Source organism: Nostoc sp. 'Lobaria pulmonaria (5183) cyanobiont', from assembly GCF_002949795.1.
Taxonomy (GTDB): Bacteria; Cyanobacteriota; Cyanobacteriia; order Cyanobacteriales; family Nostocaceae; genus Nostoc.
Genome location: NZ_CP026692.1, coordinates 3,549,960 through 3,572,801, shown reverse-complemented (window position 1 = coordinate 3,572,801; position 22,842 = coordinate 3,549,960). Strand labels below are relative to the sequence as shown.

Below are 22,842 nucleotides of genomic sequence, written 5' to 3'. Positions count from 1 at the left end.
TTCCCAATTATTAGTCTGGAGTTGCAGGAAACTGAAAGCAGTTCTTATCTCAGGTAAATCTTGTAGTAGGTTGAAACGACACTATTTTTCCAACTATTTTTTTTCTACGTACCAGCATTTGATAAGTTAGTACATAATCTGAAACAATAACAGTTAATACAAAGAGGGGATTACGTTGAGTCACAATCCAGATGCCATAGCTCCCCACGGTGGACAGTTGGTTAACCGTATCGCCACACCAGAACAAAGAGCAGAGTTTCTCTCAAAAGCTGACTTTTTGCCGCGAGTGCAACTTGACGATCGCGCCGTTTCCGATCTAGAAATGATTGCGATCGGTGCTTTTAGTCCACTCACGGGTTTTATGAACCAAGAAGACTACGATCGCACTGTCACAGAAATGCGATTAGCTAACGGTCTTGTGTGGTCAATCCCGATTACACTATCGGTAAGCGAAGAAGTAGCTTCACCGTTGCCAGAAGGCGGCTTAATCCGTCTGGATAACTCGATAGGCGAATTTATCGGAGTTTTGCAACTTACGCAAAAATATGACTACGACAAAATCCGCGAAGCAATAAAAGTCTACCGTACTAATGATGTCAATCATCCCGGCGTGCAGGTACTCTATAACCAAGGTACTGTAAATCTGGCGGGTGATATTTGGTTGTTGCAACGCGAACCTCATCCCCAGTTTCCCAGTTACCAAATCGATCCAGCGGCCTCACGGCAACTATTTCAAGACAAAGGTTGGAAAACCATCGTCGGCTTTCAAACTCGCAACCCCATCCACCGCGCCCATGAATATATTCAAAAGTGCGCCTTAGAAATCGTTGATGGTCTATTTTTGCACCCATTAGTCGGGGCGACAAAAGAGGACGATATTGCTGCTGACGTGCGGATGCGTTGTTATGAAATTTTGCTAGAACACTACTACCCCTTAGACCGGGTAACTTTGGCAATTAATCCAGCTGCAATGCGTTATGCTGGGCCTCGTGAAGCCATATTCCATGCTTTAGTCCGCAAAAACTACGGCTGTACTCACTTTATCGTCGGACGAGATCATGCTGGTGTTGGTGACTATTACGGCACTTACGATGCTCAGTATATCTTTGATGAATTTGCGCCAAGTGAATTAGGCATTGTGCCGATGAAATTTGAACACGCTTTTTACTGCATGCGCACTAAGCAGATGGCAACATCTAAAACCAGTCCCAGCAGGCCAGAAGAACGTATTCACCTATCAGGAACAAAAGTTAGGGAAATGCTGCGGCGCGGTGAGTTACCTCCACCAGAATTTTCTCGTCCAGAGGTAGCAGCAGAGTTGGCGCGGGCAATGCGGATAGAAGTACCAGCTTAGGGCATGGGGCAAAACAGTTCCGAGTTTCGAGTTCCGAGTGCTGAGTAAAAAAGTGAGATTCCCCACTCAGCACTCAGCACTCCTGAAGGGCATTGGGCATTGGTTCTAAATTATTCTCCCCCGCTCCCCTGCCCCTCCACTCCCACATTTTTGTAACTTTACAATACAGAGTTCAGCCCTGTAAGCTGCTAACTGATAGCTGAGGGCTGATAGCTAATTATGAAACGTCGCACGTTTTTAGAGAGAATTGGCTCAATACTCGCGGTATTGGGGATAACTGAAGCTGAGTGGTTGTCTTTGGGAAATCGCTATTATCAGGCTTTGGCACAACCCAGTCCGCGCAAATTGGCATTGTTAATAGGTATTAACCAATACCCCAAAATTCCAGCCCTCAGTGGTTGTCTGACGGATGTGGAACTACAAAGAGAACTTTTGATTTATCGCTTTGGTTTCCAAGGGTCAGATATCTTAACTTTAACTGAGGAAGAAGCTAGTAGGGAATTCATTGAGGCGGCTTTTTTGGATCGCTTGGGTAAGCAAGCTAAACCCGATGATCTGGTCGTCTTTCACTTTAGCGGTTATGGCAGCCGTGTCAAATTGGATACATCGCCAGAGACAATGCAAAATGCTCTGGTGACAGCTAATGCTAGTCTAATTTCACAAGAAGAGAAAATAGTCAACTATATATTAGAAGAAACTCTACTACTATTATTGCGATCGCTCCCTACAGATCGAGTCACAGCAGTATTAGATACTAGCTATTATGCGCCAACCCCAGTATTAGGATTAAAAAGTCGCGCCCTTCCAGAATCAGTAGAGGCAAAGCTAGCAGCAGAAGAACTTGACTTTCTCCAACAACTTAAAACTCAGAAGTTACACAGCACGCCGATTGTCTTAGCAGCTAGCTCAAATCCTAAGCAGTCGGCGAGGGAAGAACTCTTTGCTGGTTTTAGTGCTGGGTTATTTACCTACGCCTTGACGCAGTATTTGTGGGAATTCACCCCAACTACCAGAATTCAAGTCGCTCTCTCTTATATGGAAAATTCTCTATCCAAATTGGGTAGTAAACAGCAACCAGCGTTATTAAGTAGTCAGAAAAATCAACATCTAACGTCTCTACCACCAGACGGTATTATTGGTGCAGAAGGCGCAGTGACAGCAATTGAAGAAGATGGCAAAACAGTCCATCTGTGGTTAGCAGGATTACCCCCCCAAGTGCTGCTATACTACGGAGTTAATTCTCGATTCACCTTAGCAACAACAACAGAAGAATTAGTATTGCGATCGCGGACTGGGTTAACAGCAAAAGCGCAAATTTCCCAAATAGAAGGTGCAAATCCCCTACAAGTCGGGCAACTTGTCCAAGAAGCAGTCCGGGTTTTACTCCGAAAGATCCATTTAATAATTGCTTTAGATACTGGATTGGAAAGAATTGAGCGCGTAGACGCTACAAGTGCCTTTGCTGCATTTCCCCATGTCTCCACCGTAGTCGCAGGAGAAAAACCGGCTGATTATTTATTTGCCAAACTACAGCAAACACCTAGTCGCTATGGTTTATTTTCTCTTAGTGGCGAACTAATTTCCAATGCCACGGGGGAAGCAGGAGAAGCAGTAAAATCAACAGTGCAAAAGTTAGCGCCAAAATTATCAACCTTGTTAGCAGCTAAGTTATGGCGACTGACAGAAAATCAAGGTTCTTCCCGCTTGGCTCTCAAGACAACCTTAGAAATAATTAACAATATATCGCCTCGCGTGATCATGCAGCGCGAAACAGTACGAACTTTCAAAACAGAAACTTCGATTCAAAAATCACTCCCTACTCCGATTGTCCCTATCGGTAGTCAAATGCAATATCGGGTAGAAAACCAGAGCGATCGCCCAGTATATTTAATCTTGCTGGGATTAAACAATAATCATACAGCGATCGCCTTCTATTCTTGGGAAACCCCCCAAGAACCAAACACTGCGGACACCAACCCCGTCCTTAAACAAATCGTCATCTCTCCAGGTGAAACCCTCACCCTACCCCAAACTAATACTGCTTCCGAATGGGTGATTTCAGGCCCAGCTTCTGAGTGCGAACACCAACTGATTTTTAGTACTGCCCCCTTTAACGGAACTCTCGCCGCCTTGAACACGGCCAAGTATTCCACAGCCGAAGAAGGGCCAATTGGCCCATTGTTGAATTCCTTAGACGTTGTACAAGCCTTGCTACAAGACCTACATAACGCTAGTGCCCTCAAAACAGATATGAACAGCACAGCAGCCGATTCACATAGCTTGGATGTGAATAATTGGGCAAGTCTTAGCTTTAGTTTTCAAGTGCTGTAAGTTAAGTGGGTGTGAATAATTAAAGGTTTGTTAGTGCCTCTACTAAAGCCTGATTTTGCTCATCTGTCCCCACAGTGATGCGTAATTTATCATCTAGTCCGGGCTGCTTGAAATAGCGGATTAAAATTCCCTGTTCCTTCAGTTTTTGATAGAGATATTCTGCGTTTCCTTCTCTTGGCTGTGCCAGCAAAAAGTTAGCTTGGGAATCCCAGATATGAAAACCTAATTGTTTCAAGTCTGTTGCTAACTTAGTCCGTGATGCTTTAATCTTGGCTACACAAGCATTTTTATAAGCTTGGTCAGCGATCGCAGCCGTACCAATTGCACAAGCGATCGCATCAATGTTATAGCTATCTTTAACCTTAAACAATCCCTGCAACAGTTTAGGATTCGCCACCCCAAAGCCCAATCGCAATCCTGCCAACGAGTACCCCTTAGATAATGTGCGAATCACGATGACGTTTTCGTATTCCTTAACCAAAGCCAATGCGTTCTCTTCGGTAAAATCTATGTATGCTTCATCGATCGCTAAAACTCCAGATAACTGGCTGGCTAATTTTCGTAAATCATTTGTTGCTACCAGATGCCCCGATGGACTATTGGGCGACGCAATAAATGTTACCGCCCCATTAGCAGCAACTAGTTCGTCCTTTGGTAAGCTGTAGTCTTTGCTGTAGGGAATCTCAATAATTTCCGCCGCTTGCATTTCTGTTAATGTGCGATATAGCACGTAAGTAGGCATCGGATAAACTACCTTCTTCCCAGGTTCTGCACAAGCTCGAATTACTACACTCAACAATTCGTCACTGCCATTTCCGACAATTATCCAATCACTAGGAACTCCTAAAACTTTACTTGCAGCTTGCCGAAACTCCCCCCCAAAAGGTTCTGGATACCGCCGCAACCACTCACCATCAATATTCCGTAGCACAGCTAATGCCGCAGGAGAAGGAGGATAGGGGTTTTCATTGCTATTAAGTTTAATAATTTGTGTACCGCGTTGAGGCTGCTCACCAGGAACATAGCTAGCCATTGCATCAACATTGGAGCGAAAGTAGTTAGTCATAGAGCATTGGGAATTAGATAGGATTTCTACGACGGGCTACGCTTACGCACCTTATGGCGTATCTTAAGTAAATTTCAACCCACAATTTCTGACGATATCGTTTTTTGTTGTTTACATCAGAAAATAGGGCTTTATAAATTACGAATGTGATATTTTTTAATGCGGCATTGCAGCGTCCATTCTTTTTCCCCTATAAGCGCATCTTAATGTGGGGGGCGTATTTAAGAAACTGAAGCTAGTTAGCTAAAAACTTTACTGTGTATAAGTGGGCGATACTGGATTTGAACCAGTGACCCCATCCGTGTGAAGGATGTGCGCTACCCCTGTGCTAATCGCCCAAGACTTTTTATATTACCATAACTTACTAAATAGCAACGTAAGCTGAAATGCCAAAGGCTGACTTGCTGCGCCTACGCTTTTGACGTCATTCTTTATCATTGCCGTATGTCACGCAAGGATTGTCAATTATGAGTGCTGGCTCAAATGAATTGCAGAAAACGACGCTAGAACAATTAACCCCAAATTCGTCAGGGTGAATGCACTTTATCGCTTTTTCTACTAAGGTATGGAAAGCACAATCATTGCAGATAGTCTGACATTTATCCACTAAGTATAAATATTTTAAATGGTATTGCGATCGCACTTCTATCAGTTAAATCAGAACAGTAGCGACAAAATTAAATGTTTAAATCTCGTAGAGCCAGACGAATTTGCTCGGCTCGTCTACGGTTGACACCAAGATCAGATTCTCCCACGCGAGAAGCCGATCGCAGATGAATTACTGACTCATTAGCAGGTAAATAAAATTCTACATCATCAACAAATTTGAAGATGCGGCTTTTAGAAAGAGCGTGGATATAATTATCTGTTTGTTCTACAATTTCTGTACGGGGAACAACGCCGAGAACTTTTAGTAAGACTTCTCTAGCTGCATTGCGGTCTACATGATAAGGAATCGGGTCGATGGCGTGTTTGGCATCTGCGTTTTGACTGACAACACAGTTGTTTGAAGCCGGACAAGAACTAAGATGACCATTATTAACTCCCAAGCTAGAAGCCGCCCAAGTAGCCCCAGGAAGTATTAAACTACTAATCAAAGTTAAGAGTATTGCAAAAGCGATACTCCGCAAGAATCGCTGCCGGAAGACTGTTAGCAGACGGGACATGATAAATTTACTCTTTTTGTTCGGTTATTTTGGGTGAGTACTGCGAGTTGCCAATTCGTTCTACAGATTATCATCTATCCAGCTACACTCTGAGTTTGGGCAATCCCAATGCACCCGCCCCGACCAGTCCCTTTTGCCATTATTGCTGCCAATAACGAAATCAAGTCAAAAAGTGACCAATAATTCAGATTTCCATTGACTACGAACCCAAAATCATTAGCAGGGGGTGCTACTGCATTCCCTGGTGATTCCAGCTTTGACTCAGAAGAATTGGCTGGTATCGGCTTTATTGTGGCCAATCTTAGAAAGTTTGATGGTTGTAGATGAATATAGGAATAATCCAGCCTTACAGTAACGGGTTTTTAGAAGTTGTACCAGAGAGCGATTATTGGCAGATTGCAGCTATACACATCAATGGCCAAGCCTACTGCCCTACTCCTCAGCTTTATCGTTCAGAAAAAGTGGCATTAGCAAAAGCTACACAAATTTATGATTGGATAGCTAACCACGAACACCAAATTAGCGATGAGGCTTACTACTGCTCTGAATTGAAACTCATCCTATGGCAGCAACCAAAAGTATCTTAATACAGCATTTCATTAATTTGTAGCGAATTAAATTTGGCAATACCTTGCAATGCCAATGCGTCCCTCTGCAATGCCAATGCGTGCCGATACAATGTTAATGCGTCCTCCTGCAATGCCATTGCATCTAGATACAATGTTAATGCGTCCCTCTGCAATGCCATTGCATCTCGATACAATGTCAATGCGTGCCGAGACAATGTTAATGCATCACCCTGCAATGCCAATGCATCATTCTGCGTTCAAAACGCTACGCTTTTACGCAAAATTTTACTTAGTTAACCAGGGAGATTACTTGTTTTAAAGGTTGAAACCCCTCCCCTTTGTATCTCTGCTCCTGGAGCGGTCTTAATGATAAGTCTTTAGCTGGACACGATATTATACCGACAATACGACTTTTCAAACATCCTCTTAGGCAAATCTGATAGTAGTTTCGTATTAATGTTTCAGAGTAAACCTATAGCCCCTGCTGCAAATGTGGGGATCTTACTTTGTTGATAGGATGCGTGCGTATACCCGCCCGCTTGAGTCGTGTTAAGTCAAAGTAGCTAGGCTCTGGTTGCAGGGGTCGCTGAAGCTTCATTTCTTTAGTTTATCTAAAGTCGCATCTAAGTTATCAAATTACCTTTCTAAGATAGAAGCAGCAACTATAAGTTGCTATAGATGACTAAAACCCAATTAACAGCTAGTGGCTGCGGAGAACATAAAAATGGCTAAAGCGCCAGAATCTTTAGACTTATCTACCGACGATATTACAGACAGAGCTTTAGATCGTGACTGTACAACCTTATCCCGTCATGTCCTCCAACAACTTCAGAGTTTTTCGCCAGATGCACAGGATTTAAGTGCGCTAATGAATCGTATCGCCCTGGCTGGGAAACTGGTTGCTCGTCGCATGAGTCGCGCTGGTTTAATGGAAGGCGTTCTCGGATTTACTGGGGAAGTTAATGTCCAAGGCGAATCCGTCAAAAAGATGGATGTCTATGCCAATGATGTATTTATCTCAGTGTTTAAGCAAAGCGGCTTAGTCTGTCGCCTCGCTTCTGAGGAAATGGAAAATCCCTACTACATCCCAGAAAATTGCCCCATTGGACGCTATACCCTGCTGTATGACCCAATTGATGGCTCATCCAACACTGATAATAATCTCAGCTTAGGTTCCATTTTCGCCATTCGCCAACAAGAAGGAACTGATAGCGATGGCAAGGCAACCGATCTCCTCACCAATGGACGTAAGCAACTCGCTGCGGGATACATCCTGTATGGACCCTGCACGATGTTGGTTTATACTATAGGTAAGGGCGTTCATTCTTTTGTCCTCGATCCCAGCTTAGGAGAGTTTATTCTCACAGAAGAAAATATTCGCATTCCTAACCACGGTTCTGTTTACAGCGTGAACGAAGGTAACTTCTGGCAGTGGGAAGAATCGATTCGAGAATACATTCGCTACGTTCATCGCACAGAAGGCTACAGCGCTCGTTATAGCGGCGCAATGGTAAGCGACATCCATAGAATTTTGGTTCAAGGCGGCGTGTTTCTCTACCCAGGTACAATTCAAAACCCAGAAGGAAAATTACGCTTGCTTTATGAAACGGCTCCTCTCGCCTTTTTGATTGAGCAAGCTGGCGGCCGTGCTACTACAGGACTAGTAAATATCTTGGATGTGGTGCCAAAAAAACTGCATCAGCGCACGCCTTTAATTATTGGTAGCAAAGAGGATGTAGCAAAGGTAGAGTCTTTTATTCAAAACGGACACTAGAAGACAATTCGTAATTCGTAATTACTGTTACGTAAGGGTTTTAGACGTTTTATAAGAGTGACTTATTTCCTCTGTGCTGTACTCTCATCTGCCATTAATTAAACGTTAATCATGGTGATTTAGGATTGGGAATGCAAAATAGCGCTTTTTGAAGATCAATTAAGGATTATCTCAGCTGGCCGATGCAATAAATAATTGGCAACGCCACAATTCAAAAGTAACCATCAATTATTTGATGCGTTTTGCCAAATTTACTTAGAAGCATCACTATACAGGAGTGAAAGAAACTAGCTATGGCTACCAATCATCTACTAGAAATTAACCAATACGGTCAAAGTATCTGGATGGATAATTTGACCCGTGACATTATTCAATCAGGCGAACTCAAAGACCTGGTTGAAAATCAAGGTATCTCTGGGATTACCTCTAACCCAGCCATCTTTGAAAAAGCGATCGCAGGTAACGTCATTTATGATGGCGATATCGAAGCCGGAGTTCGGGCTGGCTTACCGACACACAAAATTTACGAATCCCTAGTTTTTGCAGATATCCGTAATGCCTGTGATATTTTACGCCCTGTTTATGAAGCCTCGAATAGACTAGATGGTTATGTGAGTATCGAAGTCCCGCCAACCATTGCCCATGATACTGAAGCAACAATAGCTGAAGCTCGTCGCTATTTCCAAGAAGTTGGTCGGGAAAATTTGATGATTAAAATTCCCGGCACAGAACCTGGTTTGCCAGCAGTGGAGCAGGTAATAGCCGAAGGGATGAATGTTAATATCACGTTGCTGTTTTCTGTAGAAAGCTACATAAACACAGCTTGGGCTTATATTCGGGGCTTAGAAAAAGGGGTGGCTGAAGGTAAGGACATCAGTAAAATTGCTTCAGTCGCTAGCTTCTTCCTCAGTCGGATCGATAGCAACATTGACGGCAAGATTGATGCTAAGTTGAAAAAAGGCGTTGATGATATTGCCGTAGAAGCAAAGCTCTTGGCTGTTAAAGGGAAAGTAGCGATCGCTAACGCTAAGATTGCATACCAGGAATACAAGAAAATTATCGAGAGCGATCGTTGGAAAGCCTTGGTAGAAAAAGGGGCCACAGTACAGCGGCTACTTTGGGCCAGCACCAGCACCAAAGACCCTAACTACAGAGACGTAATGTATATCGAAGAGTTGATTGGCCGTGATACCGTCAACACCGTACCACCAGCGACGATTAAAGCTTGTGCCGATCATTGTAACGTAAGCGATCGCTTAGAAACGGATGTAGAAAATGCTTACACGCTGATCGAAAACCTCAAAGATCCCGACATCAACATCGATCTCGATACCGTAATGGATGAACTGTTAGTCGATGGTATTGACAAGTTTATCCAGCCCTTCCAGTCCTTGATGAACTCTTTAGAAGAGAAGATCAAGGTATTGTCACCAGTGTAGGGACTGGGTATTGGGGATAAGGGGACAAGGGGGACAAGGAAAATAACTCATCCCCCATCCCCATCCCCCATACCCAATCTCAAAATCCAAAATCCAAAATCCAAAATCCAAAATTGTTATGGTTAGTCTGCTAGAAAATCCCTTGCGCGTTGGTCTGCAACAACAAAGGATGCCCGAACCCCAGATTATTGTCATTTTTGGCGCTTCTGGCGATCTCACTTGGCGCAAACTAGTGCCAGCACTTTATAAATTGCGGCGAGAACGGCGTATTCCCCCAGAAACTACCATTGTCGGTGTGGCACGTCGAGAATGGAGCCATGAGTACTTCCGCCAACAAATGCAAAAGGGCATGGAAGAGGCACATCCTGATGTCGATTTGGGGGAACTCTGGCAAGATTTCTCTCAAGGTCTGTTCTACAGTCCTGGGGATATAGACAACCCCGAAGGCTACCAAAAACTGAAAAACTTATTGAGTGAATTAGACGAAAAACGGGGCACGCGAGGGAATCGCATGTTCTACCTCTCGGTTGCACCCTCCTTCTTTCCCGAAGCGATTAAGCAGTTAGGAAGCGCCAGGATGCTAGAAGATGCCTACAAACATCGTCTAGTAATTGAAAAACCTTTTGGTCGGGACTTGGCTTCAGCCCAGAGCCTTAACCAAGTGGTACAGAAATTTTGCAAAGAAAACCAAGTATACCGCATCGATCACTACTTAGGTAAAGAAACAGTCCAAAATTTGCTGGTGTTTCGTTTTGCCAATGCGATTTTTGAGCCGTTGTGGAATCGTCAATTTGTTGACCACGTACAAATTACCGTAGCAGAAACCGTGGGAGTGGAAGACCGGGCTGGTTACTATGAAAGCGTCGGCGCACTACGGGATATGTTGCAAAATCACCTCATGCAACTTTACTGCCTAACGGCGATGGAAGCACCCAACGCAATGGATGCCGACAGCATCCGCACAGAAAAAGTGAAGGTACTCCAAGCTACTCGTCTAGCTGATGTTCACAATCTGTCGCGGTCAGCAGTACGCGGTCAGTACAGTGCTGGCTGGATGAAAGGTGAAGCAGCGCCAGGGTATCGGACAGAACCAGGCGTTGCTCCCAACTCCACCACACCGACCTACGTCGCCATGAAGTTTTTGGTAGACAATTGGCGCTGGCAAGGTGTTCCCTTCTACCTGCGTACTGGTAAGCGGATGCCGAAAAAAGTCAGTGAGATTTCCATCCACTTCCGCGAAGTTCCGTCTCGGATGTTTCAATCTGCCGCCCAACAGACAAACGCCAACATTTTGACGATGCGGATTCAGCCAAATGAAGGAATTTCCATGCGTTTTGATGTGAAAATGCCGGGGGCAGAATTTCGTACCCGTTCCGTTGACATGGACTTTAGTTATGGTTCCTTTGGCATCCAAGCAACATCCGATGCCTACGATCGCTTATTCCTTGATTGTATGATGGGCGATCAAACATTGTTCACCCGCGCGGACGAAGTAGAAGCCGCTTGGCAGGTGGTAACGCCAGCCCTTTCCGTTTGGGATGCACCCGCCGACGCAAATACTATTCCCCAGTATGAAGCTGGTACCTGGGAACCAACAGAAGCAGAATTCTTAATTAACCAGGATGGTCGTCGCTGGCGCAGACTGTAAATATTAGTCATTAGTCATTAGTCATTAGTAAAAACAAATGACGAATGACAAAATCCAAAATCCAAAATCCAAAATCCAAAATTTCCTATGGCTTCCCAAGCTTCTACAATTTATTCACTTCAGGCGCCAAAAGATATTTCGCTTAACGAAATAGATACGGAACTGAATCAAATTTGGCAAAGTTACGGTATTACTGGCGAGGACGGTGGACTTCCTGCTGCTACTCGCGCCACTACATTTACCTTAGTGGTTTACGAACCGGAAGAAACCCAGTATCTATTGGCTACTTTGGGATTTTACAACGGTCCGCTTGACGGGATTTTAGGACCTCAGATGAGAGCTGCCTTGCGGCAAGTGCAGACAAAATATGCATTGCCAGAGACTGGAATAGCAACACCTGAAACCCTGGCTATCTTGAGAGAAGAATTCATCAAACGTCAAGGAAACAGCGCTACGGGAGACAATAGTTCTATTGAACTTCCCAGCTTAAGCTTAAATGCCCCAAGCCCCAGAATTGCTGATGAAATTGCCCTCCGCAACCCTTGCCGCATCATCGCCCTATTTCCCATTACTGGCGAAGATAAAGGGGTCAAGGCTCAAGTTTCTGCCTATTGCCCGATCCAAAAGCAATCGTCAAGTACACTAATTTGCTGCGAATACATCACTCTCAGTGGAACTGCTGCTGCCTTGGAACGGGTAGGGGGCATGATTCCAGCCTTGTTAATTGGCGGCTTACCAAAGTTTCTCTGGTGGAAAGCAACACCAGACCCCAATAACACTCTATTCAAGCGGTTGGCAGACGTCTGCAATAATGTGATTGTGGATTCTTGCCGCTTTAACGAACCAGAAAGTGATTTACTCCACCTCCAAGAATTGGTGGAAAGTGGGGTTCCCCTCGCTGACCTCAACTGGCGTCGCCTCGCAGCATGGGAGGAATTGACAGCTGAAGCTTACGACTCACCTCATCGTCGGGCTGCCCTTCGGGAAGTTGACCGAGTAACTATTGATTACGAAAAAGGCAACCCTGCACAAGCATTGCTGTTTTTGGGTTGGTTGGCAAGTCGTCTAGAATGGCAGCCAGTTTCCTATAAAAAGGAAACCGGAGATTATGACATCACTCGCATTAACTTTATTGCCCAAGATCAACGGCAAATAGAAGCCGAATTAGCAGGTGTTCCCCTTGCTGATGTGGGTGAGATTGCTGGCGACTTGATTGCTTTGCGCCTCAGTTCGACTAATCCGAAGGCAGACTGTGGTACAGTAATTTGCTCGGAAACTGGTGGTTGTATGCGCATGGAAACTCACGGCGGTGCCCAATCTGCCGGTCTGTTTCAACAGGTGACTTCACTTTCAGAACAAAAGGCGGAAGCATTGCTGAGTCAGCAAGTACAACGCTGGGGTCACGAGTCACTTTTTGAAGAAAGTCTGGGAGTGACAGCGAATATTTTCAAATTGGAAACAAATAGTTAGTTTCGCCTGGAAAGCATAAAAGTTACCAAAATTGCGAAAATCAAACACAAGCCCTTCAGATTTTTGGATATTTCAATCATCTGGAGGGTTTCTCTCTTGTGTGTACACCGTAGCCGATTCTCTGGGGAGGGGATTAAGGGGAGCCAGTGCGGTCTTGGGGTCTCCCCAAGTGGAGCATCTGGCGTGTGGCGTGCAATGACTGTGGGAATCATAACTAATTATCAGGACATAATATTGTTGATTAGTTACGAATTACAAATTATTCTTAAACCCAAAATGTAACTTTTACTGATTGATTTGGCAATAAACGCGGATCTTCTCCACGAGATATAGCTGTGATAATTGACTCTACAAATATATGAATTGTGTCTGCCGACGTATTATAAAATTGTGTCCCGTATTTAGCGATCGCTTCCCCCTGAATACCCAAAATTTCCACATCTTGGCGGATAATGTGTTGAGCAGTCCACCGCACAAAGGGACGTGCTAATTTATTCCAGATACCATAGTTGTAGGTGACATCCGTGTAAACCAGAGTGGAATTATCAGTTTCTGGAATAGATTGACTGGTAATGAACAAATGGCGATTGTGTGCCATTTTATATTCCACAGAGGTAATATTTGGCATATAAAAGCGATCGCTATGTTTAATCTCTGCACCCTGCAAATTCAGAAAACGGCTGTACCATCCCAAATTACTGTTTTCATTGCGATACTCCACCAAAACCGAACCATTGCAGCGTTCTACAGTCATCTCTAACTTTTGTTGGCGGGAAGTACGGAAAACACCAGGATGAACAAAAGCCGTATGGGGAATATCAATAAAGTTCTCCGCACAATTAGTAACATTGTTAGCAAAACGGTTAATTACCCGCACCGTTTCCCATCCTGTTTCTCTGTAGTGAGGCATAGAAAAGGGTTCAAAATCAACGCTTGGGGTATCAGCTAACCGCACATAAACATAGCCATCTTGTTCTTTGGTAGCGTAACACTTGGCTCGACGCTGTGGGGAAGGTTTGAAGTCATTTCCTTCGGCTGGAACAGCAATAACGTTCCCAACCCCGTCGTATACCCAACCATGATAGGGACATTGTAAAGTACCGTCACAGACTTTACCTACTGATAGACGGCTATTACGGTGTAAACAGCGATCGCGCAAAGCTACGGGTTGTCCATCTTCACCGCGAAATATCGCTAACCATTCTCCTAATATGGTTCGTGGTAATACCTTGTTAGGTTGTAATTGTTCGCTGAGTGCGACAATGTACCAGAAATCTGTAAATGGCATGGTGGGTGGGAGCGATCGTATTTAAATTATGGCAATGTCTTGAGTAGAACTGCATTGCTGTATCGATCGAATTCTAAAAGAGCTAATTTACAATTAAAGGTGAGATAGCCTGAGATGGGAAAATGATCATGACATTACAACAATTACAAAAGCAGGTATTACAGCTACCAATTAGCGATCGCTGGACACTAGTGCAGACCCTTTTGGAGTCGCTACAGCGAGAAACTAGTTCTGAATTGAAAAAGGGTAACTTGTCTCGACTGCGAGGGATTGCAAAAGGTACAGAAATATCCAGTGAAGATATGGAAGTAGATTATATTAACTATCTGACTGAAAAATATCAATAATGCAAATTTTAATTGATACAAATGTTGTGCTTGATTTTTTACAAGAGCGAGAACCTTTTGTAGAGGATGCGGCAAAACTGTTTGCAAAAATTGATGCTGGTGAAATCGAAGGGTTTATTGCAGCAACAACAATTACTAACATCTATTACATTGTCCGCAAAGCAGCAGGTGCGATTGCTGCTCAAGATGCGATCGCACAAATTCTCACAGATTTACATATTTGTGCAGTCGATAGAGGAATTTTGGAACAAGCGATCACACTTAATTTTCAAGATTTTGAGGATGCGGTGCAGTGTGCTTGTGGAATAACACATGGGGTTGATGCGATCGTAACTCGTGATGTGTCTGGATTTATCAGTGCGGGAATTTTAGTAATTGCACCAGGGGAGTTAGAAAATATAGGTAGTGAGTAAATGAAGCGATCGCGCAAAGCTGCGGGTTGTCAATGCTTGCGACGAAATATCATCAATTACCGTCCCAACAGCGATCATACTAGTACAATGTTAGGTTGTAGCTGTTCGCTGAGTGCGACAATATACAATAAATCTGAAAATTGTATGGTGAATAGGGGAATTTTCTATGGCTGATACTTATTACTTTATTAAAGACTTGATCAATGATTTGGAGAGAGGAAGAATCAGGATTCCGTCTTTTCAAAGAGGTTTTGTTTGGGAGCCAAGTCGAGTTGCCTACTTTATAGATAGTATTTATAAAGGTTTTCCTTTTGGATCTGCATTATTTTGGAGAACTAGAAATCCTCTACGAACTGAAAGAAATCTTGGACCTTATAGACTTCTTGAAAATGATCCGGAATATCCTATAGATTATGTTCTTGATGGACAGCAAAGAATAACCTCTATTTTTGAAACCTCTCTTACTGCTGAAGAAGGTCAAGGCACTGATTGGACACATTTATTCTTTGAACTCAACAGTGAAGCATCAGTTAGATTTCAATATTTAGAAGATTTCACAAATTATGATGCCAATAAATTTTTTCCCTTAAAATACGTCTTTGATTCTCGTCAATATAGACAGGTTACTAGAAATTTAGATGAAACCTTAGCACAGGAAATAGATGATTTAGTCGAAAGATTTACAAAAGCTCGAATTCCTTTAGAAAGGTTTGAAAGCGAGGAGCGTAAGTATGTTGCAACAGTTTTTGAGAGAATCAATCGACAAGGTATTGAATTAGATACTTTCCAGCTTTTATCTGTATGGAACTGGAGCGAAGATTTTGATTTACAGGAAAAATTTAAGGAACTTACCGAAGAACTGGAACCATTTGGTTTCAAAGAAGTTGGTTCAGATATACTCCTCAAGTGTTGTTCCTCTGTAGTCATGAATAGTGCTGATCCAGAGGATTTTATGAATCTTCCTGGTAGTGCAGTAAGAGAAAAATTTAATGAAATCCGCATAGGTATATTTAGAGCTATAGATTTTTTGAAAGATGAGTTAAATGTTTTCTCACTTAAACTTTTACCGATGGAGAATCTCTTAACTGTTTTAGTATCGTTCTTTGCTTCTTCACAAAAACAGCCTCCTCCTATTCCTGAAGAACAATATAAAGTTATTAAAAAGTGGTTTTGACGTACATGTTTTTCGCAAAGATATGCAAGAGGAGGGGCTAAGAGTACTGATAGAGATTTGGTAGAATTGCAAAAACTTAAAGCTGGTGAACCTCATAAACTCGGAGATTTTGATGTATTATTAGATAGTGATTTCTTCATTAAAAAAGTCTTCCGAAGGTCTTCAGTTGCAACTGAGACTTTCATTCTCCTTTTAGCACAAGGTAAGCCCTTAAACTTTATTCAAGGTACGAATATATCCTTGCAAGAAGTTTTATCTCAAGGGAATCGAAAAGAGTTTCATCATATCTTTCCTAAAGCCTACCTAGAGAGCCTTGGAAGTAATTATGGTGAACAAATCAACTGCCTAGCAAACTTCTCCTTACTTGCTAGAAGCGATAACAATAAAATCAAAGATAAATCACCTAGTCGTTATCGTCCTGAAATGTCTCCTGACAATCAAATTTTGGAGAAAATACTGTCAACTCATTTCTGCCCGACTAATATGTTTACAGATGATTATGATAGCTTTTTAGTTGCAAGAGCTGACTTGCTTATTAAAAAAGCAAAAGAACTTTCACAGGTTAGTTGAGGAAATCACCACATTAAACAAACTCACCCTTCCAGCCTATGAATTAGCACATCACCTGTAAGCTCAACCTGACAAGCTAACCGCGCATGAGTATGATTAGCTGCTAATGTCTCCAGCATTTCCTGTTCATCAGGTTGAGGAGGAGGAATATCACCAATAACCTCAACCAAACAAGTGCCACAAATACCAGTCCGACAACCAAACAAAACAGGTGAATTCTGAATAGTGAGATGTTCAGACAAATTTTGATGACATTCCAAAGTTATAGGAACAAAATGACTTCCCGGAAACGATATATTACAGAAATCAGCCATAAGATGCAACCATTTTACCTAAACAACACTCTCCCATTCTTCTCTGTGCCTCTGCGTCTCTGCGTGAGCTAAAAACAAATCCTCTTGGTGTTCAAAACCTTGAAAAGCCTTTTGTTGAGTCGCCAAATATCGAGAAATCGAATTAGTAGCCATCAGCGACATATCTTGATTACGTTGCCAAAGATAATCGAGTTTCTCAACATACACTTGATAAGATTTCATCGCTTCCTGATGAGTTGAAAAACTGCGCTGCAATCCTTCCGACTCCTCTGTAAAACAACGCCGCATCATTTCTTTAGCATCCCTGTCACTCATCTCAAAAATGGGCGATCGCAACACTTGATAAATCTTACTATACAGCGCCGGATCGTACCAGAAAATCCCGTTAATTGCAGATGAAAAATGAAAGTGATCGCGCTGACATCCCCACAATCCTAAATTAGCCACCAGTCGCTCAAAAGCAGTCGGTGGCTTAAGACAAGTGACAACATCGTGAGATATAATAGTCGAACTATTGAAGTGAAAGCTTTCATCCATAAAGTGATAATAAGAGACTTTAGCCGGAATGGGAGCCGCTTCAGGATGAGGATGTTTTTGATAATAATTGCTGAGTTTGTGCTGTACTAATTTACCGTTTAGTGTCCGCACTCCCCGAACTGTGAAATACTGACAAGCCAAAAAAGTATTATTTGCAGAAATCAGCCCAAAGTATTGAAGTTGAATTTTTTTCCACCAACTTTTTAGGGCATTGGTGTCAGCATAAACCATCGTTTCTGTAAAGGGGCCGCGCATGGGGTAGGTAAAGATCAGTTCCCCAAATAACGCTTGTTCAACCTGTTTGGCAATTGTGCGGAAGGCGTTAATGTGCGATCGCTCTTGGGAGGACTCCAAATCTAATGTATCGCAGATTAAGCGAAAATCTTCTTGAGCGTAAAGTCCGGCTGCACTGGTTTGATTGAAAAAGATAGTGGCAATTTCAGCAGAAACAATTTGTGAGTAATAAGCTACCCAGTAAAGTTGGTTCAAAATTACACGCTGATGTTGGCTGGACTGTTCCCATAAAGGTGTACCATATAGCAGGGAAAACTCCTCTGGGTTCCAACACTCGTTTTGACAATCTTCATAGCGAAAATTGGTAACTGCTTCATCCATTAAAGCAGTATGGTCTTGCTGTTTGTTGCGGGTGTGATTAATTTGTAATTTGCGATGAATAGTTTTTTCCATATCCGTTTTTATTTCACGCAGAGATAAGATTGATATTTATTACACGCATTGATAAGCGGGGAGGGGTTGAAAAGCTCCGCGTTCTTCTAAATTTTGCAGGATAGACTGGGCTGATTTTCCTCCCATGAGCGATCGCAATATTTGTAATCGCGTTCCACTGTGGGTTTCGGTATTCAGTTCTTCTAGAATTTGGATTTTTTGCGATCGCGTCAAATGTCCTTTCACTTGTTCGACTGCTGCTAGTACGCTTTGCGGCCCCACTTGTACCATAAACAAAAACTGTGCCAATACATCAAGAATTGTTGTTTGACTGAATGCTGAAACAGTAAGTTGATTAAACAAGGTGGTTCCTGTCGCGTGATGACGGGATTCAGATTGTAAAAAACTGGAAAAAAGTTCTGCTAAAACTGGATAGCGGCATTGCTTTGCTAAACGCCGATAATGGCTTAAACCCCATCCTTCTAAAACGACTTGCAGCACAAACAACAAAACTGTTCTATCTGTACTTTCAACCACTTCTGATAGTAAGCGCAAAAACGCATCGTTCATGCTACTTACTTCCATTTCTGGTAAAAAATGGCTAATTTGGTGAAGGTGGGTAGCTTCATCAGCCGTAAACAATCCATAAAGCATTCGTTCTTCAACTGTTTCTGCTAACAGTACCATTTTTGCCATGTAGCCAACGCCTGCTTTCTCAATGAAATATGATTCTTCTAACAGACTGCGGTTGGCAAGTTCCAAAATAGCAGATTGTTCATTAATATTAGATTCTTGAAAACTTTTGACTTGATGTAAGTTGAAAAATTCAGCATTCCAATAATTTAATTGTGGGTAAGGAGCATAATTATTCTGATTGGGTAATGCTGCTGTTAATATTTTCTGCAAACGATCATGAGAATCTGTGTGTGGCAAATCAAAACCGACAATGTTATATTTTAAATCCATTTTTTTCTTGTTCAATTAAAGTAAACTCAGGGTTAGGTGTTGATGAGATTTGAATATTTGAGTAATTAACAGTTTCCCACTTTCCCCAAGTTAAGGCTTTTTGGTGATTAACGTGCTGAATAAATTGCAAAATTGATTTATCTGCTTTAGTGGGAGTCTGCAAATTAAATTGAATAGTTTGAAATACCTGGGTATCCCCCTTTGCAAAATAATTACCAACCTGCTGGGTTAACCATAGCAAACCACGATTTACTACCCATCCTAAAAATCCAGGACGTTTGGGAGTCACTAAAATTGTTTGTCCCTCGGTTTTTCCTCCTTCTATCATTCGCAGCGCAAATATAATGTAGAAGTGTAGGAAATCCGGCCCTAGCGTCACAGTGCCAGTACTGCCATACCAATAACACATACTATAAGTAACTTCGTTGCGGTATAGAGGGCGAATCAGGCGAATTAACCAGGAATCATCCCCTCCGCGTGTAGTGTTACTGAAGGTAATAGCGTTGGGGTTGAGGTCTTGGGAATCAAATATAATCTCTAAGGGCAGATTGTGTACTGTATTAAAGTGGTGAGCATCAATCGCATTAATTAGTAAGACATTTGGATGGCAGTTTTTAACAAACCGAGTCCCCAATATATAATCACAGTCTGCCTGTTCTAATTCTGGTACGAAAGGCAGCGAACTTGGCTTTTCTTCTCCCACCCAAATCCAAATCATGCCGTACTTTTCCGCAGTGTGCCAAGTTTTAATACATACAGGTAGCGGTTTTTCGAGAGAAGGAATATCTACACAAATTCCACGCTCATTGTATTTCCAATTATGAAAAAAGCAGCGAATATTATCACCTTCCACCTTACCTTCTGCTAAATGTGCGCCCATGTGTGGACAATAGGCATCTATAGCTACTACTTGACTACTAACTCCCCGATAAATTGCCAGATTTCTACCTAGCAACGTTATAGCTTTTACCTGGCCAATTTTTAATTTTTTTGATGGTAATGTCCAATACCATCCCTCTAGAAATTGTGTTGGATTGTTAAAGTTTAAGTCTAGGTTGGTAGATGGCATAAAAGTTAAATGAGAACACAATCTTGCACAAATGTTAACGATGATTCTGACTCCCACATCCGTTGTCCAGCACGGGTGAGATTGTCATAACTGATCTCAGTTAAACAAACTAATTCATCTCCTTGTCGATAGCCTGGATTTTTTTCCTCGAAAAACTGGATATGGGGATTAGTCTGTCGTCCTGATGGAATTTCAATCAACCCTTCCTGTAAAATTTGGGGATGCGAGAACCGGACAATACCAGTTGCTTCTTGGTATAAATTACCATAGTATTCGCTTGCTAAACTCACCATCAGATTTGCAACATCGGCAGGTGTTGTGACATCATAACGGGGGTAGAAATCTTGCCAAAAGGTAGGGAGAAAACGATAAGTGCGAAAACCAGAGCAAATTAGCAGCCAGTAAAGTTTATTTTCTGTATAGTGTTGACGCAGAAAATTGATGGCCGCAATCCAACTACGTGGTAGTGTTGTACTCGACCAAGCACTAGGATCAACAATAGTGTCGCCGGAATATACCACACTAATTTTTTCTCCCAAAAAAGTCTTTTGGCATAACATCAGAGTTGAAAATCCTTTGAGTGTGTTGGATGTTTCGTCTCTCAACAACAAAACCCAGTTTTTGCGCTCTAGATCAATTTGAAACCCATCCCAGGTTATACCTTTAAAATGATTTTGCAGCAGCGCATACATAGCGGTGCGATCGCTTGGTTGCAACTTTTGAACAGGAATCAGCAAACTCTTCATTATTCGGAAATTACCTAAAATCGATTTGTAATATGTTTGTAATTAACACTTTATCGACCAATTTGGTAAATTTACGGTGTAATGTGACAGATTCCAGAATGGTTATTTACACTACAATTGAGTATTCACATCTTGCACCTTCTCAATAAGAGTTGGTGGGCATTCCCCACTCTAGAAAATAATTCAGATGTAGGTTAGGTTGAGAAACGAAACATTACCAAAGCTTTTATTGGGTTACACTGTAGCTAACCAAATCTACTATTCTACACCCCTATTTTTTGACCATCGAGACGGTTTTAGCTGGTTTACATACTCCATATATTCAGCTAATGGCCGATCAATACTAAGGAGCAACTTCGGAGTAAAGCGAATATTGTCGTAAATCTTGCCATCTTCATCTCTGAGCATATAGTAAGCCAAGCGAGTACAGAATAGCAAAAACTGACTCAGCAGATATCCCCCAATACCTTTACGTTTTTCAGTTACATAAATCGGTTGAATTATCGTTCTTCCAGGTGCAATTGGAGTATAAGCATATATCATATAAAGTGGCGGAAAAAGCCGGACATCTTTCATCATTGTTAACAAACCAATGCAACCATGAGCATAACGCATTGAATACTGATACGTAGAACCAAGAAATCTTTGAATTAACCTTTCTCTCCAAGTAGTTTGAGGAAATTGCCCTCGCATTGTAAAGTCGATTTGCGTCCCTAATTCGCTGCGATGTAGCGATAAATCCATTTTGATATCTAAATGATGAATTGTTTTTAAATGTTGAGCATCAATCCCATTCATCATACAAATATGATGATGGCAACTTCTTTCAAATGCAATATCAGCTTGTGCAACAATTTCTTTTCCCTTCAATTCATCAAAATCAGCCACTCCTTCCGGTGCTTTAGTATCTGGATAAATCCAGATAAATCCATACTTTTCCTCTGTTGCATAAGCTTGTAATTTAGCTTGGATAGGAATTTCTGACTGACAAGGAATATTTTTACAAAGTCCTGTTTCATCAAATGCCCAATGATGAAATGTACAGCGAATCCAATTACCATCAACCTTCCCAATTCCTAAATCTGTTCCCAAATGAGGGCAGTAAGCATCCAAAGCCCGTACTTGCTCATCTTCACCTCTAAAAATAGCAATTTTTTGACCGCACACTTCTACAGATTTTGCTGTTTTCTTAGGTATTTCATGACTAGGACAGGCAATATACCAACCCTTAGCAATCACATTCCAGTTATTAAATATTTGCATAATTGTTTGATAGATAATTATTTAATATTTCTTGTCGTTGGCGAATATCATCTTGATATTTACCCGTCAAAATTCTAAATAACATTTTACCCAAACAATAAGAAGCCCGCCAAGAAAAAACGGCATCTTGTAAATCAATATGGCTACGCTCAAATAAAAAATGTCCGGTTAATCCCACCAATTGAGTTAATGGTAAGCCCAAAAGTAACCAAAAGTTTTGCAACTTACAAGTATAAAATAGTAATCCATAAAAAAAGAATATCCCTATAATGTGTAGAGTAATATTAATTGGATGCTGATGTTTAAGAATAAAAATATCCCAATAGTCTGTAAAAGGATGATCCTGAATTTGATTATTAATCTGATTTCTGAACTTTTGTTGAGGATTATAATAATTCATGTTAAAACCTTCTAGAATTAATCCTTATTTAGTGCGATCGCTAGCAACACCACCCAGATATCTCAACCGTCCGCTCGATCAACTTGTCATCTTGCTGGCACAACTCAAGACCTATAGCGCAAGCACTAAACGAAGACCTTCATCAACAAGCACCATTACGCGAGCGCCGTAGGCATTGCTCTACAGATAATGGTTAAACGCACTGGCAGCAGATAACCTTTGCATCCTTACCAACGCCTTTTGTTCTTTCTCTGCCGCGAAGTGTTAGCCTA

The 22,842-nt window shown here is 42.0% G+C and carries 24 protein-coding genes and 1 tRNA gene; 12 read left to right on the top strand and 13 right to left on the bottom strand.

The window, feature by feature from the left end; genetic code table 11:
* The first annotated feature begins 175 nt into the window (after positions 1-175).
* The gene (gene sat, locus NLP_RS15695; protein ID WP_104907198.1) at positions 176-1,354 is read left to right on the top strand and encodes a sulfate adenylyltransferase; all 1,179 of its coding nucleotides are present in this window, start codon (positions 176-178) and stop codon (positions 1,352-1,354) included.
* Between the two features lie 219 nt (positions 1,355-1,573).
* Positions 1,574-3,685, top strand: coding sequence for a caspase family protein (locus NLP_RS15690; protein ID WP_104907197.1), 2,112 nt, complete (start codon positions 1,574-1,576; stop codon positions 3,683-3,685).
* 19 nt (positions 3,686-3,704) lie between these two features.
* Here the strand turns inward: NLP_RS15690 and hisC are convergent, their stop codons facing one another.
* From hisC to NLP_RS15665, 4 genes are all read right to left on the bottom strand, one after another.
* Positions 3,705-4,751 carry a histidinol-phosphate transaminase gene (hisC, locus tag NLP_RS15685; protein WP_104907196.1) on the bottom strand — a complete coding sequence of 349 codons (1,047 nt, stop codon included), beginning with the start codon at positions 4,749-4,751 and terminating at the stop codon, positions 3,705-3,707.
* A 266-nt stretch (positions 4,752-5,017) separates the two neighbouring features.
* Positions 5,018-5,089: transfer RNA gene (locus NLP_RS15680), tRNA-Val, on the bottom strand.
* Positions 5,090-5,428: 339 nt separating this feature from the next.
* On the bottom strand, positions 5,429-5,917 hold the full coding sequence (locus tag NLP_RS15670) for a DUF1499 domain-containing protein (RefSeq protein WP_104907194.1): 489 nt from the start codon (positions 5,915-5,917) through the stop codon (positions 5,429-5,431).
* A gap of 74 nt (positions 5,918-5,991) precedes the next feature.
* A complete protein-coding gene (locus tag NLP_RS15665; RefSeq protein WP_104907193.1) occupies positions 5,992-6,216 on the bottom strand; it encodes a hypothetical protein in 225 nt (74 codons plus the stop codon).
* A 24-nt stretch (positions 6,217-6,240) separates the two neighbouring features.
* On the opposite strand from NLP_RS15665, the gene NLP_RS15660 reads away from it, so the two are divergent.
* Positions 6,241-6,504 carry a hypothetical protein gene (locus NLP_RS15660; protein ID WP_104907192.1) on the top strand — a complete coding sequence of 88 codons (264 nt, stop codon included), beginning with the start codon at positions 6,241-6,243 and terminating at the stop codon, positions 6,502-6,504.
* Here the strand turns inward: NLP_RS15660 and NLP_RS15655 are convergent.
* Entirely contained in the window at positions 6,501-6,728 is a 228-nt protein-coding gene (locus NLP_RS15655; protein WP_104907191.1) for a hypothetical protein, read from the bottom strand. The two genes, NLP_RS15660 and NLP_RS15655, sit on opposite strands and share 4 nt — an antisense overlap.
* A gap of 482 nt (positions 6,729-7,210) precedes the next feature.
* Here NLP_RS15655 and fbp point away from each other — a divergent pair, with 482 nt between their 5' ends.
* The 4 genes from fbp to opcA all read left to right on the top strand — a co-directional run bounded on the left by fbp (position 7,211) and on the right by opcA (position 12,817).
* On the top strand, positions 7,211-8,260 hold the full coding sequence (gene fbp, locus NLP_RS15650) for a class 1 fructose-bisphosphatase (RefSeq protein ID WP_104907190.1): 1,050 nt from the start codon (positions 7,211-7,213) through the stop codon (positions 8,258-8,260).
* Between the two features lie 293 nt (positions 8,261-8,553).
* On the top strand, positions 8,554-9,699 hold the full coding sequence (gene tal, locus NLP_RS15645) for a transaldolase (RefSeq protein WP_104907189.1): 1,146 nt from the start codon (positions 8,554-8,556) through the stop codon (positions 9,697-9,699).
* Between the two features lie 118 nt (positions 9,700-9,817).
* Positions 9,818-11,347, top strand: coding sequence for a glucose-6-phosphate dehydrogenase (zwf, locus tag NLP_RS15640; protein ID WP_104907188.1), 1,530 nt, complete (start codon positions 9,818-9,820; stop codon positions 11,345-11,347).
* Between the two features lie 87 nt (positions 11,348-11,434).
* A complete protein-coding gene (gene opcA / locus NLP_RS15635; protein ID WP_104907187.1) occupies positions 11,435-12,817 on the top strand; it encodes a glucose-6-phosphate dehydrogenase assembly protein OpcA in 1,383 nt (460 codons plus the stop codon).
* Between the two features lie 265 nt (positions 12,818-13,082).
* Here the strand turns inward: opcA and NLP_RS15630 are convergent, their stop codons facing one another.
* A complete protein-coding gene (locus NLP_RS15630) occupies positions 13,083-14,105 on the bottom strand; it encodes an aromatic ring-hydroxylating dioxygenase subunit alpha (RefSeq protein WP_104907186.1) in 1,023 nt (340 codons plus the stop codon).
* A 128-nt stretch (positions 14,106-14,233) separates the two neighbouring features.
* Between NLP_RS15630 and NLP_RS15625 the strand changes: the two genes are divergently transcribed.
* The 4 genes from NLP_RS15625 to NLP_RS34195 all read left to right on the top strand — a co-directional run bounded on the left by NLP_RS15625 (position 14,234) and on the right by NLP_RS34195 (position 16,609).
* Entirely contained in the window at positions 14,234-14,452 is a 219-nt protein-coding gene (locus NLP_RS15625; protein ID WP_104907185.1) for a hypothetical protein, read from the top strand.
* Positions 14,452-14,865 carry a type II toxin-antitoxin system VapC family toxin gene (locus NLP_RS15620; protein WP_104907184.1) on the top strand — a complete coding sequence of 138 codons (414 nt, stop codon included), beginning with the start codon at positions 14,452-14,454 and terminating at the stop codon, positions 14,863-14,865. Before NLP_RS15625 ends, NLP_RS15620 begins: the two co-directional genes overlap by 1 nt.
* Before the next feature lie 166 nt (positions 14,866-15,031).
* The gene (locus tag NLP_RS34200; protein WP_199784627.1) at positions 15,032-16,039 is read left to right on the top strand and encodes a GmrSD restriction endonuclease domain-containing protein; all 1,008 of its coding nucleotides are present in this window, start codon (positions 15,032-15,034) and stop codon (positions 16,037-16,039) included.
* 57 nt (positions 16,040-16,096) lie between these two features.
* Positions 16,097-16,609, top strand: a complete 513-nt coding sequence (locus NLP_RS34195; RefSeq protein ID WP_199784626.1) for a hypothetical protein — start codon at positions 16,097-16,099, stop codon at positions 16,607-16,609.
* Between the two features lie 23 nt (positions 16,610-16,632).
* Here the strand turns inward: NLP_RS34195 and NLP_RS15610 are convergent, their stop codons facing one another.
* The 7 genes from NLP_RS15610 to NLP_RS15580 form a co-directional block, all read right to left on the bottom strand.
* Positions 16,633-16,923, bottom strand: a complete 291-nt coding sequence (locus tag NLP_RS15610) for a 2Fe-2S iron-sulfur cluster-binding protein (RefSeq protein WP_104907183.1) — start codon at positions 16,921-16,923, stop codon at positions 16,633-16,635.
* A gap of 18 nt (positions 16,924-16,941) precedes the next feature.
* Positions 16,942-18,147, bottom strand: coding sequence for a P-aminobenzoate N-oxygenase AurF (locus NLP_RS15605; protein WP_104907182.1), 1,206 nt, complete (start codon positions 18,145-18,147; stop codon positions 16,942-16,944).
* 39 nt (positions 18,148-18,186) lie between these two features.
* A complete protein-coding gene (locus NLP_RS15600; protein WP_104907181.1) occupies positions 18,187-19,092 on the bottom strand; it encodes a ferritin-like domain-containing protein in 906 nt (301 codons plus the stop codon).
* Entirely contained in the window at positions 19,076-20,161 is a 1,086-nt protein-coding gene (locus NLP_RS15595) for an aromatic ring-hydroxylating dioxygenase subunit alpha (protein ID WP_104907180.1), read from the bottom strand. Before NLP_RS15595 ends, NLP_RS15600 begins: the two co-directional genes overlap by 17 nt.
* 5 nt (positions 20,162-20,166) lie before the next feature.
* Positions 20,167-20,907, bottom strand: a complete 741-nt coding sequence (locus NLP_RS15590) for a hypothetical protein (RefSeq protein ID WP_104907179.1) — start codon at positions 20,905-20,907, stop codon at positions 20,167-20,169.
* Positions 20,908-21,165: 258 nt separating this feature from the next.
* Positions 21,166-22,170: an aromatic ring-hydroxylating oxygenase subunit alpha gene (locus NLP_RS15585; protein ID WP_104907178.1), complete on the bottom strand. Its 1,005-nt coding sequence runs from the start codon at positions 22,168-22,170 to the stop codon at positions 21,166-21,168.
* A complete protein-coding gene (locus NLP_RS15580; protein WP_104907177.1) occupies positions 22,157-22,570 on the bottom strand; it encodes an Mpo1-like protein in 414 nt (137 codons plus the stop codon). The genes NLP_RS15585 and NLP_RS15580 overlap by 14 nt, the downstream gene beginning before the upstream one ends.
* On the opposite strand from NLP_RS15580, the gene NLP_RS33235 reads away from it, so the two are divergent.
* Complete coding sequence (locus tag NLP_RS33235) at positions 22,569-22,742, top strand: hypothetical protein (protein WP_158680410.1); 174 nt, start codon at positions 22,569-22,571, stop codon at positions 22,740-22,742. The genes NLP_RS15580 and NLP_RS33235 overlap by 2 nt on opposite strands.
* The last annotated feature ends 100 nt before the right edge of the window (positions 22,743-22,842 follow it).